Below are 15,219 nucleotides of genomic sequence, written 5' to 3' on the forward strand. Positions count from 1 at the left end.
GGAGGAAGGATCTCCTCCGTACGGGCGGGCGTGATTCTACAAGAGTTTGAGAAGAAACAGGGCGACCGGAGGACGTGCGGGAACACACCTCCAGGTCGCCTTTCCACTGTCTATGCCAGTGAATCGGCCAAGGCCCTGCTTACCTACGTAGGCGGGCCGGATTCTACACCAAGTTTAAAAACGGCTTTCACAATGGCAATTCCCATCATTCCTTGGATCGGCGGCAAGCGTCGTCTTGCAGACCATCTTATTCCGCGTTTTCCTGCACACGACTGTTACGTCGAGGTGTTCGCGGGCGGTGCGGCGCTGTACTTTCTCCGTCCGCCCGCGAAGGTCGAGGTGGTCAACGATGTCAACGGTGAGCTGATTAATCTGTACCGGGTTGTGCAGCATCACCTGGAGGAGTTCGTGCGACAGTTCAAATGGGCGCTGACGAGCCGGCAGGTGTTCGAGTGGCTGAAGCAGACGGTCCCGGAAACCCTCACCGATATCCAGCGTGCTGCGCGGTTCTACTATCTGCAGAAAAGTTGCTTTGGCGGAAAGTTGGAGGGGCAAACGTTCGGCACTGCGACGACAACGCCACCCGGATTGAACCTGCTACGCATTGAGGAGGAACTATCAGCGGCGCATCTGCGCTTGGCAAACACGTTTGTCGAGCGCCTTGATTGGACCGCGTGCATCGATCGATACGACCGTCCGCACACGCTGTTCTATCTCGATCCCCCGTACTATGAGACGGAAGGTTACGGCGTCGCATTTCCGTTCGCGGAATACGAAAAGATGGCTGCGCGGCTGCGCTTGCTTAAGGGGCGGGCGATTGTGAGCCTCAACGATCATCCCGACATCCGGCGCGTGTTCAGTGGGTTTCACATCGAGACCGTGCCGATTCAATACACGGTTGGAGGTGGGAGGGGCGTCGACCGGAACGAGTTGATCATCTTCAGCTGGGATGATGCGGCGCAGCCGGTCGGGCTGTTCTGATTCAATAGATGTCTGACGGCGGGCGCTGCCCGCCGTTGCATAAATGCTTGGCGGTTCCGTCCAGCTTTGTTTGAGCGTTTATGCCGCGGGCGCTGCCGGGTCTGCCACTACTTGTGGTCGCACGTCGGGCTGATTCGCTGCTGCGGCGGGTGCAGCTTGCGCTGCGACTCGCCCGCCATTCTGGTCTATCCGAGGACACGTATCTTGCTGGACGACGATTTCGTACGGTGTCTCGGCGTTGCCATGCTGAATCTGATTGCGTTTGGGCAACCAGAAATCAAGCAGTACATCTCAGTAACGCAGGAGCCCAAAGATCGATAGGTTGGTGAGTTACTGTCGGTTGCGTGATGGCCGCGACTCGATTCCGGAGTTACTCTTCGGTCGTTGAGGAATTCCTAATGACTGGCTTGGCGCGATCTGGTCGCAAGCTGAAACCCGATACCTCGAATTTGAATAAATCAGCTAACGTGGTTGGTTGCTTGTTTTCTTTGAAATATTTTTCGTACAGCTCTGCATTCGTGTTTTTTATTGCTTGCTGACTTATGGCGATATCGCGATTAAGAGACATAATTATAAGTAGCGACGTTCCGACGTACCAAATGACATCTTTTGTGCGATGGGATATGAGATCCTTTGTTTTATTCCAGTCGTTTGTTTCCTGTTTTGGGGCTGATTGTGCGGTGAATTCGGCAGTAAATCTGCTCAGTTGATCCGTATTTAATCCCTTGACGTATTCATCAAATGAAAATCCTACATTGCGTACTTTGTGGACTAGATCGTTACGTAATGTGGACAGTGCAGCCAAGAATTTAGCACCCTCATGGTCCACCAAGCCGAGTGCACGTGCGAAGGCGATCTTACCGCTCCGCACGTTGCTCATCTCGAGGTAGCCAAAGACGTCGGCTAGACAGTCTTGCCCAAGATGGCCAGTCAAAGCTTGAACAAACACTGCTTCAAAAACTGCATGAAGTTTGATGACGAACGACCAGTCGCTCTCGGCGCGCAACGCTTGAAAGAAGGCGGTCGGTAGTTCCAAGCCCTTCTCCAGTCGTTCAACCTGGGGTTGCATTTCATTGACATGTTGATCAAGCCAATCAGACATATGGAGCCCTTGGATGAGTTGGATGTTGCTTTAAACGTATCCTGCGGCCAGCAGGCGTAAGCAGCCAGCGAATCGGTCCTGACAAGCGAGTTTGGACCTATTGACACGGACCTTTGGCTCTCTGTTTAAGGATCGATGCCATGCGCTTTAAGAAAGTCACGGACAGTAGTGGATGGAACGGCCCTGCCAATCACCAACTGAACCTGTGACGCTAGATCGAATAGAACTTGAGCTGCGACCTGAGCTTCGCTTATCTGTACAGTTTTACCGTCAGGCTGTGTGCCCGCATACATCATTCCAAACTTGTTGTTACTCATAGCGTTGAGTGCAGCTAGCGTTGAGCTAGACAGCGGAACAATTTTGTTATCCACAACGCCGATCACCGCCCCAGTCTCCGCGTCAATGAGCGGCCCGCCGGAATTGCCGTGATTAAAAGCGGCATTCACAACCCATTGCTTGACCTGTTTCCCGGAAGGGGTCGGGGCTAGATCCGAGCCAGAGAAATACCCGACGCTCACAATTGGGTCGACCCCGCCGTACCCGCCCGGAAATCCCCAAGTGGTGACTAAGGAGCCCGGTGCGGGTGCAACTACCGGGGATAGCGCAAGAGGAGTGTCAGGAAGCGGAGTTACAGGTTTCAGCAATGCGAGGTCAAGTTCCTGATCCTCGGCCACGATTGTTGCGCCTACGACAAGGGCTCCGCCAGAGCCGTCTGGTTGCAGAAACACAATGTGCTGACACCCCGAGACGACGTGATCCGCGGTAATCAGATCACCGCTATTATGCAGAAACCCCGTACCCATCACACGTTTGTCATTACAGATTATGCGGAACACTGCCCCCGTCACCATGTGTTGCTGTTTGTTCACGCTGTCGGTGAATAGCGGGGCTGAGGTCTGCGAGAAAGGTAACCCTGGCACCTGAGCATGTGCCGGAAGGCTCAGGACGCAGGAGAGCGCCAGCGCAAGCGTAATCGTCTTTTTCATCATGTCTCGGTCCCCGTTATCTGTGTGGTGATCGAATATTACCGGGAAGTGTTGCGGAGTAAAGGTAAGCGGCTAGCCAACTCGTCTTGACGAGCGAGTTTAGGCGGCGGTCGAGAGAGGTTGCCAGCGATGCGGCAGTAGCACGTCGATGTCGCTGGCGTTGTGGGGCGGCATGCGTCGGCCTGCAAAGCGACTACGGTCAGTTTGGCGTGGCGAGGCAGCCATCATGCAAAGCAGGAGAGAATACCCCGACTTCTCGTCTGAGGTTCGGTGAGGCATCATCAACGGTGGGACCGACCGGCTCCGAGGGCAGCGCGTCCCTTTTGAGCCAATCTACAAAGACACAGGGTCAGTGATGAAGAAATCTCTTGCCTGCCTTGCTGCAATCATGTCGTTACAGGGCTGTGCCACTTACGACCTTTCATTGATGCCTCGGGGAGCCGGGCCGATCGCGCATGGAACGGCCAAGCAAATCGACAAATCGGTAGCGATTACATTGGCCGGCGAGACCTACACGGGTCGCTATGTGTATGTCCAGGGTGGCTCGTTCTCGCTTGGAACAGCCATCGGCGGCGGACAAGTCGCCAGTGGTAGCGCCATTGGGGTGAGCGCAGTCGGCAATGGCAACGTGTTGGCGCAGTCCGCCGATGGACAGCACAACCTGCGATGCGTGTTCAGTTTCAGCGGTTGGACACAACAGGGGACGGGCGTTTGCTTGACCGATAACGGCAACGCCTACGATCTACAAATAATCCGTTAGGGTGCCCGAGCTTACCAGCGGTCCGGACGTGTCAAGGCGAAGTTGGACGTTGGGCTAGTCGCAGCGAGTGCGTCTGGCAGTAATCAGCTGGGGAAGTTGTAAATCCATCGAACGTTGCGATCCGGATGCGGACCAGCATATAGGATCGCAACATATGTGCGTTCGCAGTGCGAGAACACTTGGTAGTAGAGTCGAGCCGCGCCTTCTGGCGTAGTCTTATCGCCCTGCTTGAGATGTGTGTGCGTGGTTTCGTTGTAGACGGTTTGCGTTCCCGACAACACTTCCAGTGTTGTGCTGATGCCGCCGGTCTGTGCATGATCGAGACCTTTCTCGCGAAAAAAGGCATCGATACGACCTCCTGATCCATCGGCAACGAGATCGACGAGTGCATCGACAGCGCGTTTCAGGAAATCATGACGGTGCGGCGCCACCTGGTCGCATGTGGCAAAAACTCCTTGCGCAAACAGAATCTGCGGATTCGCATCAGCCACCTGCCGAAAATATTCCGATGGTGTCGGCTCTGCCGCCGGCGCGACTGCTGGAAGTCCGAACCAGAGGCGTTTGTACGCTGCATTGATGACCTCGGTGTCCGGCCGCTGTTTCGGAGCAAGGGCCGGCCATCCGTCATGACCGTTGTTCCCGCGGATAACCGTTCCGCCTACTGCTGTAAGCGCTTTGAGTTCGTCTTCGAGTTCGTTCGGAATTGGTGCATAAGGAAAGACTACGACATGGGCGTCCGAATATTGATCGAGGCTGTCAAGGTACGCGCGTAGCGCATGAATGGCGTCCCTTTCGATCGGTAGAAGCGTCAGTGAGCCTTTGGCTCCGATATCCGCAAGTACAGTCTTGTTGCGCAATCCATTGCGCACGCAGTCAGCATCAAACTTCCGCTGAAGCGGTTTGAACAGGCCAATGACGAACACCACTCTCATGGTCTAAATCCTGCCCGTCTTACATGCGGGATCGGATCATGATCGTGCTGAGCAGCGTTGGGAGTACCAGACGACTGATGTCATCGTCGGTCAGCAGTTCGAGCAGCTTGAGGACCTGCTGGCGAGGGGGCATCTGATCGGAACGGGGGGAGAAAGATAGATCAGCCGTTGCATGCGACTCGACCGTTACGCCCGCCTGCGTGGCGCTAGATGTGACGGGCGCCGGCGCGACATGTAGCCTGCTAATCGCGACGCCTGCATTGGAGGCCCACGCCTCGATCGTGGACGTGACTTGCGCGGTCCGGTACTTTCGCCATGCGACACCATGAGCGCCTAGCGCCCGGGTGAAAGTCGCGTTCACCGTACTGGAATAGGGCTCCGCGATGAGCGGCCCCAAAGCCTCCTTTTCGTTTGGCGGTAGCGAGGCGCCATCGAGAAAATCTCTCATCCAGCGCTCCTGGGCCTCCCTAGAGATAGGGGGGATTTCGACGAACGATTCGTGTGACGCTTCAACTTGCGCACGCTCGGTGCTGTCCTGCCCGTCCAGGTAGTGGACGACCTTGTCGGTTTGCGAGTTGAAAAAGCGCTTTCGCTCCGGATCGGGATTGGCGAAGGCCTGCCATACGTCACTGCGAATGACGGGGCCGTCCAAAGCTTTCGGTTGCGTCAATGTCGGCAAGTAGAACGATCGAGCTGTCGGCGTACCCCGTAGAGAAACAAGGATGTCACCAAGCCCTTCTTGCCGCTCAACGTTGACAAGGTCGCCATGGGCGCGCAGAAGGTAGTCGGAGAACTTTTTGAAACCAAGGGATTTTTCGTCGAATACACCAAGTCCGCTGGAGACGAACGCCGACTTGAGGCGCTGTTTGAGGCGCGCCCCGAGTTCAGGGGAATCTACGGAGAGAATTTGAGTCAGGAACTGGGATGAGGCGTCGCGCACGTCATGCATGGTTTTCTCAACAGGGTCAGAGGCAAAATGAAATAACCCGCTACGGAGTGTAGCGGGTATTTCCAGACAGAAATCATCACTTGCTTCTGAGTTCCCTGACTTGAAGCCACGTCGTCTAGCTGGCAGAACTCGGCACCCAACTAGCACATCGGCGCTGCTTAAGCTCCCGAGATGGACCCTGGATGCAATTGATCCGGCTGATCTCGAAATACTTCCGGAGTAGGAAGTTGGATGCATTTTACAACCGAAGCCTGCCTTGTCAAGTCGCACGTGCGTATTTCCCATACGGCGCGTGGCTCCGGTGCGGGACTACGTCGCGCGCTTATAGTGATTCGGCCCCGTTTTTTCGTGCAGGCGAGTGAAGTTGCCGTTGTCCCTCTGTTGCGCTTGATTACTGAAAGCAGTCGCGCGTAGGTTTTGGCGTAGCTTTCCGATGCGCTCCTTGTCAGGTAAAGCGCAGGTACTGCTGCATCATCGGTCATTGATGTCGGTGCTCGCAGGTGCGACATCGGACAGTGCCTCCTTTTCGACTTCGCCAAGCCAGTCTGCCCACGCTTGCATCATTTCTCGCCGCTCCGGGAGATATTTCGCGTGGTTGTACGTCGAGCGCGTTTTGTCCTTGTCCTTGTGTGAAAGCTGCATTTCAACAACCTCGTCCTTCCAGCCCATTTCGTGAAGGTGTGTGGACGCGGTGGCTCGAAAATCGTGGCCGGTTATCGGCTCGGGGTTGTCCGGGACCATGTAGTCGATTGCCCTGTTGATCGTCGCTCGGCTCATATGCGGGAGCTTCCGATTGCTATGAAGAATGGGCAAGAGGTATCCGCGGTTGCCGTACATCTCCTGTAGCTCGCACAGTAGGGGCAGCGCTTGTTTTGGCAATGGAACGATGTGTAGCCGTCGCGATTTGATCTTCTCAGGCGGGACTTTCCACTCAGCGGTGCCCAGGTCGATCTCTTCCCACCGCGCTCTACAAAGCTCGATCGTGCGTGGGAACAGCATCATCAGCAGCCGGATCGCAATCACGGTGCGTTTGCTCTTATAGGTCGGGAGCTGCCGGAACAGCGCCTTCAGTTCGTCGCGACTCAGCGGTCGAGCGTTCTCAGTCGGTGGCTTAACAACGGATCCACGTAAAACGGACGCAGGATCTGAATCGGCCCGTAGGGTGATGACCGCGTACTGGAACACGTTCGACGCGTACTGGCGCAATTTGATCGCGACGGATGGGGAGCCACGCTCTTCGACTCGGCGCACCAAGGACAGCACGTCGTGCGCGGTGATCGAGCGCATGGGGCGGCTGCCGATGTAGGGATACGCATCGGACTCGAGCATGCGCAAAATGTCCCCATAGTGAGGCTCTGTCCAAGATCTTTTCTTCTTCGCAAGCCATTCATCGCTAACGGCTCGGAAAGTTGCTTTGCCTTCGCTGATGGTCTTGGAAAGCACTTCCTGCCGTGCATGAGACGGGTGCAAGCCCTTCTTGACGAGCGCGCGAGCATCGTCTCGCGCCCGGCGAGCGTCTTGCAGGCTGACGGCGGGGTATTCGCCGATCGCGAACAGATTCTCCTTCCCGGCAATCCTGTATCGGTATCGCCAGAGCTTGGAGCCCGACGGGCGAACCTCAAGATACAGCCCATTGGAGTCGGTAAGTTTGGTAGGCTTGGTGCCTGCCTTCGCTTGTCGGATCTTGACGTCAGTAAGTGGCACGGTGAGAAAGCGGGTATCGTCGTTGGAACCATGAAATGATACCCGCTTAGATACCCGCTTTTTTCTCGGCTGGGCGCGATTTCTGACGAACGTAGGCGAACTGTAAAATGTCGGGAATTGCCCGACTAGCAAGGGTTCTAGCCGGGTAGGCGAACCCTCACGAACTGGAGCGAACGAAGTGATCAGACATATTGTCATGTGGAAGCTGAAGGAATCGGCAGACGGCGCGACGCGCGCACAGAACGCACTGAAGCTGAAGGAAAAGCTCGACGCATGCCGCGACATCGTGCCGGGCATCCTGCATCTCGACGTGGGCATTGCGACGCCGGGCCTCGAAGCCACCTACGACGTCGTGCTGGTATCCGACTTCGCGGACAAGGCCGCGCTCGACGCATACCAGGTGCACCCGGTCCACGAGGAAGTGAAGAAGTTCGTCGCGGCCATTCGCGAAGAACGCCAGTGCGTCGACTACCTCGTCGACGACGCACGATGAGCGACGCAACACAGCAGGCGGATGGTCCGTCGATCGAAAGCCCGTTCGTCGACCTGCTCGGCGTGCAGCTCGTGTCCGCGAAGGACGGCAAGAGCGAAATCCTGCTGCCGCTCGACGAGCGCCACATGAACACGTGGAGCATCGCGCACGGCGGCGTGACGATGACGCTCGCGGACGTCGCGCTCGCGATGGCCGCGCGCAGCCTGACCGACGACGGCGTCGGCGTCGTCACCGTCGAGATGAAGGTGAACTTCATGCAGCCGGGCCGCGGCGAGCTGCGCGCTTACGGGCGCGTGATGCACCGCTCGACGACGATGGCGTATTGCGAAGGCGAGGTGCGCGACAGCGACGGCCATTTCGTCGCAAAGGCGCTCGGCACGTTCAAGTACATGCGGCGGCTCGCTGTGGGCCGCGACATCAAGCGGCAACGCACCCGCACTGCGCCGGACGCGCATCCCGGCCCGAGCGACGCGTGAGTTCGCGATATGCGGCCCTGCCTGTCAGGCAGGGCCGTTTTCGTTTGTGCGTGCGATCGTGCGCGATCGCGACGCAGAAGGAGGCAGCGATGAATGCCGTCAATCGTCAGATCCTGCTCGTGTCTCGCCCGCAGGGCGCGGCGAGTGCCGACAACTTCCGGCTCGTCGAGACGCCGCTTGCGCTGCTCGCCGACGGCGAAGTGCGCGTGCGCAATCATTTCCTGTCGCTCGACCCGTACATGCGCGGCCGCATGAGCGACGCGAAGTCGTATGCGCCGCCGCAACCGCTGAACGAAGTGATGATCGGCGGCACCGCGGGCGAGGTGATCGAGTCGCGCCACCCCGGCTTCGCGATCGGCGACGCCGTCGTTGGCCAGTTCGGCTGGCAGGAGTACGGCACATCGAACGGTGAAGGCCTGCGCAAGGTCGACACGTCGCGCGTGCCGCTATCGGCGTGGCTCGGCGTGACGGGAATGCCGGGCGTCACCGCATGGGTCGGGCTGCACCGGATCATTGTGCCGAACGCGGGCGAGACCGTCGTCGTCAGCGCGGCGAGTGGCGCGGTCGGCAGCGTCGTCGGCCAGCTCGCGAAGCGCGCAGGGTGCCGTGCGGTCGGCATCGCGGGCGGGCCCGACAAGTGCCGCTACGTCGTCGATACGCTCGGCTTCGACGCGTGCGTCGACTACAAGGCGGGCCGGCTCGCCGACGACCTGGCGGCCGCGACGCCCGACGGCGTCGACGGCTGCTTCGAGAACGTCGGCGGCGCGGTGCTCGACGCGACGATGGCGCGGATGAACGCGTTCGGCCGCATCGCCGTGTGCGGGATGATCGCCGGCTACGACGGGGTGAGCGCGCCGCTGTCGAACCCCGCGCTGATCCTGCGCTCGCGGCTGAAGCTGCAGGGTTTCATCGTGTTCGAGCATCCGGATGCGTGGGCGCCCGCGCTCGCGGAACTGACCGAGCTCGTCGCGACGAAGCAGCTGCACTACCGCGAATCGATCGCATACGGGCTCGAGCGTGCGCCGGAAGCGTTCCTCGGGATGCTGAAGGGCCACAACTTCGGCAAGCAGCTCGTGCAGCTCGTCTGACGCGGGCGTGGCATCATGTGACGCTTGTCCGTGAGCGGCGCCATGCAGGCGCCTGTTTTTCCGATGCCGCTGAATCCGAAGATCGCCCAGATACTCGACATGGTCGAGCGCGCGAAACGTCCGTCCTACCATCACCAGACGCCGCAGCAGGCGCGCGCCGCGTATGAGAAGAGCGCGCCGATCCTCGACGTGCCGCCCGCGCCGATGCATTCGGTCGAGGACTGCGTCGTGCCGACGCGCGATGGGCGCTCGATCGGCGCGCGTCTGTATGTGCCGGTCGAGCCGAGCCTTGCCGAGCCGCTGCCGGCACTGGTCTACTATCACGGGGGCGGCTTCACGGTCGGCAGCGTCGACACGCACGACGCGCTGTGCCGGATGTTCGCGCGCGACGCGCAGTGCGCGGTGCTGTCGGTCGACTACCGGCTCGCGCCCGAACACAAGTTTCCGACCGCCGTGAATGATGCGGACGATGCGTTGCGCTGGCTGCATCGCGAAGCGATCGCGTTCGGCGTCGACGCGGCGCGCGTCGCGGTCGGCGGCGACAGCGCGGGCGGCACGCTCGCGACCGTCTGCGCGGTACTCGCGCGCGACGCGGGCATCCGGCTCGCGCTGCAGTTGCTGATCTATCCGGGCGCGACCGGCCACCAGCGGACCGAATCGCATGCGCGGCTCGCGAACGGTTTCCTGCTGTCGCAAGACACGATCCAGTGGTTCTTTTCGCAATACCTGCGCGATCCGTCGGACCGCGACGACTGGCGTTTCGCGCCGCTCGACGGGACGCGCGGCGCGCCGTCGTTCGCGGGTGTCGCGCCGGCATGGATCGCGACTGCCGAGTACGATCCGCTCAGCGACGAAGGCGCCGCCTATGCGGACAAGCTGCGCGCAGCGGGCGTCCCGGCCACGCTGGCCTGCTACCCGGGGATGATTCACGAGTTTTTCAAGATGGGCGGCTACGTGCCCGAGGTGCGGACTGCGCACGCGGATGCGGTCGCGGCGCTGCGGGCGGCATTCGACAACATTTGACGGGCGCGGCGACACGGCCGCGCGGAGGGCGCACATGGCGGACTGCGTGGTGGAAACGGGCGACTGGGCGACGCTGGGCGGCGACGCCGCGCGCATTCGTGACGCGGTGTTCGTGCGCGAGCAGCGCATTCCGGCGGACATGGAACTCGACGACGACGATCCGTTGTCGCGCCATGCGGTCGCATACCGGATCGATGCCGCAACCGGCGCGCGCCGCGCGGTGGCGACCGGGCGGCTGTTGCCGACGGGCACGATCGGCCGTGTCGCGGTGCTGGCGGATGCGCGCGGGCAGGGCGCCGGGTCGGGCGTGCTGCTCGGGCTGCTGGACGAGGCGCGGCGGCGCGGCGATCCGCTTGTGCGGCTCTATGCACAGGAAGCGGCCGTGCCGTTCTACGTGCGGCACGGTTTCACGGCGGTCGGCGAGCGATTCGTCGAGGCCGGCATCCCGCACGTCGAGATGACGCGCGCGCCGTGAGCGGGCGGCGCGTCAGACGTGCGGCAGTCACGCGTCAGCGTGCCTGCGTCGCGTCGATGTCGAACGTGATCGCGCGCTCGAACGCGCCGGGACGAACGATGCGGTGCGAGCCGTCGTCGTCGCAGCGCTCCTTGATTTCGACCGTCAGCCGCACGCCTTCCTTCATCGTGACCCGCAGCGCGGTCGTGCCGCGCGTGCCGTATTCGGGCGTCTCGATGAACGCGGCGGACAGCGCACGTTCGCGCTCGAGCGGGATGCCCGTGTGCGGCAGCGCGTTGTCTTCGGCGATGTGCGGATCGCGCATCAGCGCGATCAGGTCGTCGAGCGGCGGCGCGGGGTCGTTGGTCAGCAGCGTGCCGAGTTCGGCGCGCTTGCGCACCACTTTCGGCCAGGGCGTGTCGAGCCGCGCGTTCGACAGCGCGTGCACGCCGGCCGGGATCAGCGCGGGCGCGGCGACGCCGCTCTCGCCCTCGGCCGCGCGGTTGCAGAACCACGCGAGTTCGCGCCGCTTCCAGTCGCCGACGAGCAGGTTGAAGCCGTTGTACACCGCCGCATGCTCGGCGAGCCGCTTCAGGTAGTCGAGCGGCGCGACCGGCTGCCCGCCGAGATAATCGGACACGAGCTTGCCGCGGGTCGGCGCGCCCGCGCGGATGTCGAACGGCGCGCGGTAGTTCGTGAGCGCGGCGAAACGGCCGTCACGCGTCACGCCGAGCCATGTGCCGCCGGCCTCGAGGTCGCGGCCGGCCAATACGCCGGGCGCTTCTTCCCACCACGAGAGCGGTGCGCTCGTGCGGCGGAAGAACTCGTCGCGGTTGGCAGTCAGGGTGAAGACAGGACCGGCGGCGGCATCAGGCTGCCAGTCGAAGGCAATCAGACACATCGGGCGAATCTCTCGCAGGAAACTTCAGGCGCCGGCCGCAAAGCGCGGGCCGGCACGCGAACGGATAAGATGGCCGGTCACACTTCCGTCGGCCATGCGTAAGGCAGCGGCTCGAACGCGAGCGTCGGGCCGTCGGCTGCGCCGAGATGCACGCTGCCGCTGTCGAGCGCGGCGAGCTTGATCTCGACGAGCGCGTCGACACCGCCCGCCGGCGCGGCTGCCGCGTTGACGATCATGCCGCACGGCTGGCCCGGGTCGTCGCTGTGGAACAGCTCGACGCCCGCGCGGACCGTATCGGTGTCGCCCGCGACGTGCGCGAGCGCGGTGCGGCGCTTGATCGTACCGCGGTAATGGCTGCGCGCGACCACTTCCTGGCCGGGATAGCACCCCTTGCGGAAGTTCACGGCGCCGACCACGTCGAAGTTCACCATCTGCGGCACGAACTGCTCGACGGCCGGCTGCGTGATGCGCGGTTCGCCCGCGCGGATGTCGAGCCAGTCCCACACGGCCGGCGACGCGGCGGGCAGCTTGCCGTCGAGCGCGGCGAGGCGCGCGTCGACGTCGGCGCGCGTGCCGATCCACAGGTAGCGCCGCTTGCCGGCTGCGTCGGGCATGCGGATCAGCGTGCCGGCGGGGCCGTCGACCTTCACGTGCACGCCGTCCGGCAGCGCGTCGAAGATGCCCGACAGCGCGCCGCGCACGTCGCCTGCGAAGCCGACCGCGACGAGTGCGTCGCTGGCGTCCGACAGCTTCGCTTTCGCGCGCAGCACGAACATCGACAGCCGTTTCTGCGCGGCGGCCTGCACGTCCTTCGAGACCAGCAGCCGAACGCCGTGGCCCGCGCGCCACGCGAGGAACGACGCGAGCAGGCGCCCCTTCGGCGAACAGTAGCCTGCGAGCCGTGCGCTCGCGGGGTCGAGGTGCTCGATGTCGTTGGTGAGCTGGCTGTGCAGGAACGTCGCGGCGTCGTCGCCGGCCACGTCGATCACGCCGAACTGCGGAAGCGGCATGTACACGCCCGGCGCGTCGAAATCGGCGGCGGACGGGCGGGGGAATACGGGGAGCGAGGCGGGCGCGGCGGCCTGGGCGGCTGTTGAAGCGAACGGAGTGCTCATGGAATGAGGGAACAGTCAATCCTGACTTTGGCGTAGGCGAACAAGTATTATATGGGTCTTACCAGAGTCTCGTTCCGCATGTCCCTACTGGAATAAGGTCCGTATTGGGCCTTAGGCAGCAAGGGTTTCCGGCGCGACGACATCAAGTTGTGCCCAAAGTGTGACCGCCTTTGCGTGCTCGGAAAGGTGGTCAGGTGCTAAGTGAGCATACCGCAATACGTGCTCGTACTTCGCCCAGCCTCCAAGCTCCATCAGTCGATTCAGTGGCGTGCCAGCCTGAACGTGCCAGCTTGCCCAAGTGTGCCGCACATCATGGAATCGAAAGTTCTCGATCCCGGCGCGGGCACACTGCCGATCCCATTGCGCGCTGCACCATCCTTCAATCGGCTTTCCGTTTCGCAAAAAGACGCGAGTCTGATGCCTGCCAATCCAGCGTCGGATCGCGGCCACGGCGTCGTCGTTCAGCGGGACGCCGATCGGTTTGCGCGCCTTTGCCTGGTCCGGATGGATCCATGCGCGGCGATTCACCAGATCGACCTGCGACCATTCAAGATTCAGCAGGTTTGCCCGCCGCAGTCCGGTTGCAAAACCGAGGATCGCCACGTCCCGAAGCCAGTCCGTACGGATGGCGGTGATCAGCCGCCGAGCCTCTTCCTTCGTGATCCACCTGATGCGCTTGTTGGCCACCTTCAGATCTTCCAGCCGCGGCGCACGGTCGATCCATTCCCATTTATCCGCGGCAAGCTTGAGCAGGATTCGCATGGTCGCGAGGTATTTGTTCTTTGTCGCGCGCGATACCGGGCGCGGCACCTTGCTCCGCTGATCCCACTCCGGCAGCGCGTCAAAGATCTCGTCGCGGGTGATCGAGTCCAGTGTTCGGCCGGCGAAAAATTGCCGAAAGTGCCGGATGTGGATTGCACGGTTCGTGCTGTCCGCAAGATGTGCGCTTTCCTTAAGCACCCGGACTGCGGCCTCGTCCCATGTATAGGACGGTCGCTCGCCCATTTTGGCGACGCGCCACAGGTCGTGCTTCAGCTTGTCGTGATACTCCTGAGCCTCCTTTCGGTTGGTCGTGCCAGTAGATTGTCTAACTCGGCCGCCGCTTGGCGTGCGGATGTCGATGTGCCAGACGTCCGAGCCTTTGCGCTTTCGGATTGCCATGTTTTGCTCCTACTTTCCGTCCGCGCCGGTCGGCTCGGATTGTACTCGGTCGAAAATTTGAGTTTTTCGGGCCAGATGCGCCACTGGGAGCCGATCTGGAAAAAACCAAGTTCTTTCTTGTGCGCGTACACGGTGGAATAGGAGAGGCCGAGCAGCTCGGCGGCCTCTTTCAGACTGAGCGCGCGATCTGCCGGGATGGTCGTCATGCTACGATCCCTCCGTCTCAAAATAGCGTTGAACCAATGAAGAAAGTGTTTGTGATGCGTGGCTACGAGATGAACTGCGAGCCGCGCGTGACGGAGGACGGCAAGTACGCCGCCCAGGTCGAGGTAACGAAAATTGGTTTCAGCCGGGAGGCTGCGTTCCGGAAGCTCGGCGAATTCGGCACGGAAGCCGAAGCCGTCGAGTATGCGAAGAAGTTTTCGGAAGAGTGGCTGAGCCGATACGCCTGAAGAATTTGCTACGGTGGGGATATGCCGCAACAGAACAACACATTCTGGTATGACACCCCGCGTGACATGCTTGCGAAGCTGGACCGCGAGATCAAATCACTTCCCACCATCGGGCGCCTTGACAACCATCGTAAGGCCGACACCGTTTTGAACGCGGCTATTACCGCCTGGCAGATTTCGGACTGGGTGAAATCGTCGATCACTGACGAACAACGCGCGCGCATATCGGCTGCTTGCGGAGGTTGCGTCGTGAATGATCAATTCTTGGACGAGTACTTTCGAGCTAGTCTGCACATACATTTCTGCCGGCAGCTCGCGACTGCAGGAAAGCACGCGCGTATCAGTAAGCATTATGATCCGTACGTTCAAACTCTCGCGGCTCTCGTGTTCGACTTTGTCGCCGAACAACCTGCGCTTGAATGGATGATTTCTGTCGATCACAAAGGAACAACGGTTCCGGTTAAAGAAGTCCTTTGCGGTGCATATGAATTCTGGTGCCGATTTCTTGATCTGATGGACGGCGTTGCATCATCTTCTGCATGACGATGCGAGTCGGGACTCTTACTCTCCCTCGCAAGCAGGGGTGCGGAGGTTCTATTCGCCGATCGCGTCGACGTGGCGTAATTGTCAACATGGATATTG

The 15,219-nt window shown here is 61.0% G+C and carries 18 protein-coding genes; 9 read left to right on the forward strand and 9 right to left on the reverse strand.

Annotation, left to right across the window (positions count from 1 at the left end):
* The first annotated feature begins 192 nt into the window (after positions 1–192).
* Complete coding sequence (locus ACV22Z_RS10160) at positions 193–981, forward strand: DNA adenine methylase (RefSeq protein ID WP_448076164.1); 789 nt, start codon at positions 193–195, stop codon at positions 979–981.
* A 370-nt stretch (positions 982–1,351) separates the two neighbouring features.
* Here ACV22Z_RS10160 and ACV22Z_RS10165 read toward each other — a convergent pair whose 3' ends face one another.
* Together ACV22Z_RS10165 and ACV22Z_RS10170 are read right to left on the reverse strand one after the other, a co-directional pair.
* Positions 1,352–2,017 carry a hypothetical protein gene (locus ACV22Z_RS10165; protein WP_448076165.1) on the reverse strand — a complete coding sequence of 222 codons (666 nt, stop codon included), beginning with the start codon at positions 2,015–2,017 and terminating at the stop codon, positions 1,352–1,354.
* A gap of 191 nt (positions 2,018–2,208) precedes the next feature.
* Complete coding sequence (locus tag ACV22Z_RS10170) at positions 2,209–3,069, reverse strand: S1 family peptidase (RefSeq protein WP_448076166.1); 861 nt, start codon at positions 3,067–3,069, stop codon at positions 2,209–2,211.
* A gap of 355 nt (positions 3,070–3,424) precedes the next feature.
* On the opposite strand from ACV22Z_RS10170, the gene ACV22Z_RS10175 reads away from it, so the two are divergent.
* Complete coding sequence (locus ACV22Z_RS10175) at positions 3,425–3,829, forward strand: hypothetical protein (protein WP_448076167.1); 405 nt, start codon at positions 3,425–3,427, stop codon at positions 3,827–3,829.
* An 83-nt stretch (positions 3,830–3,912) separates the two neighbouring features.
* Here the strand turns inward: ACV22Z_RS10175 and ACV22Z_RS10180 are convergent, their stop codons facing one another.
* From ACV22Z_RS10180 to ACV22Z_RS10190, 3 genes are all read right to left on the reverse strand, one after another.
* On the reverse strand, positions 3,913–4,761 hold the full coding sequence (locus tag ACV22Z_RS10180) for a hypothetical protein (protein WP_448076168.1): 849 nt from the start codon (positions 4,759–4,761) through the stop codon (positions 3,913–3,915).
* Between the two features lie 19 nt (positions 4,762–4,780).
* Complete coding sequence (locus ACV22Z_RS10185) at positions 4,781–5,710, reverse strand: OST-HTH/LOTUS domain-containing protein (protein WP_448076169.1); 930 nt, start codon at positions 5,708–5,710, stop codon at positions 4,781–4,783.
* Positions 5,711–6,181: 471 nt separating this feature from the next.
* On the reverse strand, positions 6,182–7,414 hold the full coding sequence (locus ACV22Z_RS10190; protein ID WP_448076170.1) for a tyrosine-type recombinase/integrase: 1,233 nt from the start codon (positions 7,412–7,414) through the stop codon (positions 6,182–6,184).
* Positions 7,415–7,592: 178 nt separating this feature from the next.
* Between ACV22Z_RS10190 and ACV22Z_RS10195 the strand changes: the two genes are divergently transcribed.
* The 5 genes from ACV22Z_RS10195 to ACV22Z_RS10215 all read left to right on the forward strand — a co-directional run bounded on the left by ACV22Z_RS10195 (position 7,593) and on the right by ACV22Z_RS10215 (position 10,969).
* Positions 7,593–7,907 (forward strand): Dabb family protein, encoded by a 315-nt coding sequence (locus ACV22Z_RS10195; RefSeq protein ID WP_448076171.1) that lies wholly within the window; start codon positions 7,593–7,595, stop codon positions 7,905–7,907.
* On the forward strand, positions 7,904–8,383 hold the full coding sequence (locus ACV22Z_RS10200) for a PaaI family thioesterase (RefSeq protein WP_448076172.1): 480 nt from the start codon (positions 7,904–7,906) through the stop codon (positions 8,381–8,383). Before ACV22Z_RS10195 ends, ACV22Z_RS10200 begins: the two co-directional genes overlap by 4 nt.
* A gap of 89 nt (positions 8,384–8,472) precedes the next feature.
* Positions 8,473–9,471, forward strand: a complete 999-nt coding sequence (locus ACV22Z_RS10205; protein WP_448076173.1) for an NADP-dependent oxidoreductase — start codon at positions 8,473–8,475, stop codon at positions 9,469–9,471.
* A gap of 63 nt (positions 9,472–9,534) precedes the next feature.
* Positions 9,535–10,494 (forward strand): alpha/beta hydrolase, encoded by a 960-nt coding sequence (locus tag ACV22Z_RS10210; protein WP_448076387.1) that lies wholly within the window; start codon positions 9,535–9,537, stop codon positions 10,492–10,494.
* A 34-nt stretch (positions 10,495–10,528) separates the two neighbouring features.
* Positions 10,529–10,969 carry a GNAT family N-acetyltransferase gene (locus tag ACV22Z_RS10215; protein ID WP_448076174.1) on the forward strand — a complete coding sequence of 147 codons (441 nt, stop codon included), beginning with the start codon at positions 10,529–10,531 and terminating at the stop codon, positions 10,967–10,969.
* Between the two features lie 34 nt (positions 10,970–11,003).
* On the opposite strand, the gene ACV22Z_RS10220 is transcribed toward ACV22Z_RS10215, so the two are convergent.
* From ACV22Z_RS10220 to ACV22Z_RS10235, 4 genes are all read right to left on the reverse strand, one after another.
* Entirely contained in the window at positions 11,004–11,849 is an 846-nt protein-coding gene (locus ACV22Z_RS10220) for an NRDE family protein (protein ID WP_448076175.1), read from the reverse strand.
* A gap of 77 nt (positions 11,850–11,926) precedes the next feature.
* The gene (gene ygfZ, locus ACV22Z_RS10225) at positions 11,927–12,964 is read right to left on the reverse strand and encodes a CAF17-like 4Fe-4S cluster assembly/insertion protein YgfZ (protein ID WP_448076176.1); all 1,038 of its coding nucleotides are present in this window, start codon (positions 12,962–12,964) and stop codon (positions 11,927–11,929) included.
* Between the two features lie 111 nt (positions 12,965–13,075).
* Complete coding sequence (locus ACV22Z_RS10230; protein ID WP_448076388.1) at positions 13,076–14,086, reverse strand: tyrosine-type recombinase/integrase; 1,011 nt, start codon at positions 14,084–14,086, stop codon at positions 13,076–13,078.
* Positions 13,996–14,331 (reverse strand): helix-turn-helix domain-containing protein, encoded by a 336-nt coding sequence (locus ACV22Z_RS10235; RefSeq protein ID WP_448076177.1) that lies wholly within the window; start codon positions 14,329–14,331, stop codon positions 13,996–13,998. The genes ACV22Z_RS10230 and ACV22Z_RS10235 overlap by 91 nt, the downstream gene beginning before the upstream one ends.
* Before the next feature lie 36 nt (positions 14,332–14,367).
* Here ACV22Z_RS10235 and ACV22Z_RS10240 point away from each other — a divergent pair, with 36 nt between their 5' ends.
* Together ACV22Z_RS10240 and ACV22Z_RS10245 are read left to right on the forward strand one after the other, a co-directional pair.
* Positions 14,368–14,577, forward strand: coding sequence for a hypothetical protein (locus tag ACV22Z_RS10240; RefSeq protein WP_448076178.1), 210 nt, complete (start codon positions 14,368–14,370; stop codon positions 14,575–14,577).
* A gap of 21 nt (positions 14,578–14,598) precedes the next feature.
* Entirely contained in the window at positions 14,599–15,120 is a 522-nt protein-coding gene (locus ACV22Z_RS10245) for a hypothetical protein (RefSeq protein WP_448076179.1), read from the forward strand.
* The last annotated feature ends 99 nt before the right edge of the window (positions 15,121–15,219 follow it).

The sequence above is a fragment of the Burkholderia sp. PU8-34 genome (assembly GCF_053427725.1).

What these genes read in the sequence shown, in the direction of transcription:
- ACV22Z_RS10185 (WP_448076169.1), bottom strand. Translation starts at nt 5,710, where the DNA reads ATGCATGACGTGCGCGACGCCTCATCCCAGTTCCTGACTCAAATTCTC.
- ACV22Z_RS10175 (WP_448076167.1), top strand. Translation starts at nt 3,425, where the DNA reads ATGAAGAAATCTCTTGCCTGCCTTGCTGCAATCATGTCGTTACAGGGC.
- ACV22Z_RS10220 (WP_448076175.1), bottom strand. Translation starts at nt 11,849, where the DNA reads ATGTGTCTGATTGCCTTCGACTGGCAGCCTGATGCCGCCGCCGGTCCT.
- ACV22Z_RS10240 (WP_448076178.1), top strand. Translation starts at nt 14,368, where the DNA reads ATGAAGAAAGTGTTTGTGATGCGTGGCTACGAGATGAACTGCGAGCCG.
- ACV22Z_RS10160 (WP_448076164.1), top strand. Translation starts at nt 193, where the DNA reads ATGGCAATTCCCATCATTCCTTGGATCGGCGGCAAGCGTCGTCTTGCA.
- ygfZ (WP_448076176.1), bottom strand. Translation starts at nt 12,964, where the DNA reads ATGAGCACTCCGTTCGCTTCAACAGCCGCCCAGGCCGCCGCGCCCGCC.
- ACV22Z_RS10245 (WP_448076179.1), top strand. Translation starts at nt 14,599, where the DNA reads ATGCCGCAACAGAACAACACATTCTGGTATGACACCCCGCGTGACATG.
- ACV22Z_RS10235 (WP_448076177.1), bottom strand. Translation starts at nt 14,331, where the DNA reads ATGACGACCATCCCGGCAGATCGCGCGCTCAGTCTGAAAGAGGCCGCC.
- ACV22Z_RS10205 (WP_448076173.1), top strand. Translation starts at nt 8,473, where the DNA reads ATGAATGCCGTCAATCGTCAGATCCTGCTCGTGTCTCGCCCGCAGGGC.
- ACV22Z_RS10200 (WP_448076172.1), top strand. Translation starts at nt 7,904, where the DNA reads ATGAGCGACGCAACACAGCAGGCGGATGGTCCGTCGATCGAAAGCCCG.
- ACV22Z_RS10215 (WP_448076174.1), top strand. Translation starts at nt 10,529, where the DNA reads ATGGCGGACTGCGTGGTGGAAACGGGCGACTGGGCGACGCTGGGCGGC.
- ACV22Z_RS10180 (WP_448076168.1), bottom strand. Translation starts at nt 4,761, where the DNA reads ATGAGAGTGGTGTTCGTCATTGGCCTGTTCAAACCGCTTCAGCGGAAG.
- ACV22Z_RS10210 (WP_448076387.1), top strand. Translation starts at nt 9,535, where the DNA reads ATGCCGCTGAATCCGAAGATCGCCCAGATACTCGACATGGTCGAGCGC.
- ACV22Z_RS10170 (WP_448076166.1), bottom strand. Translation starts at nt 3,069, where the DNA reads ATGAAAAAGACGATTACGCTTGCGCTGGCGCTCTCCTGCGTCCTGAGC.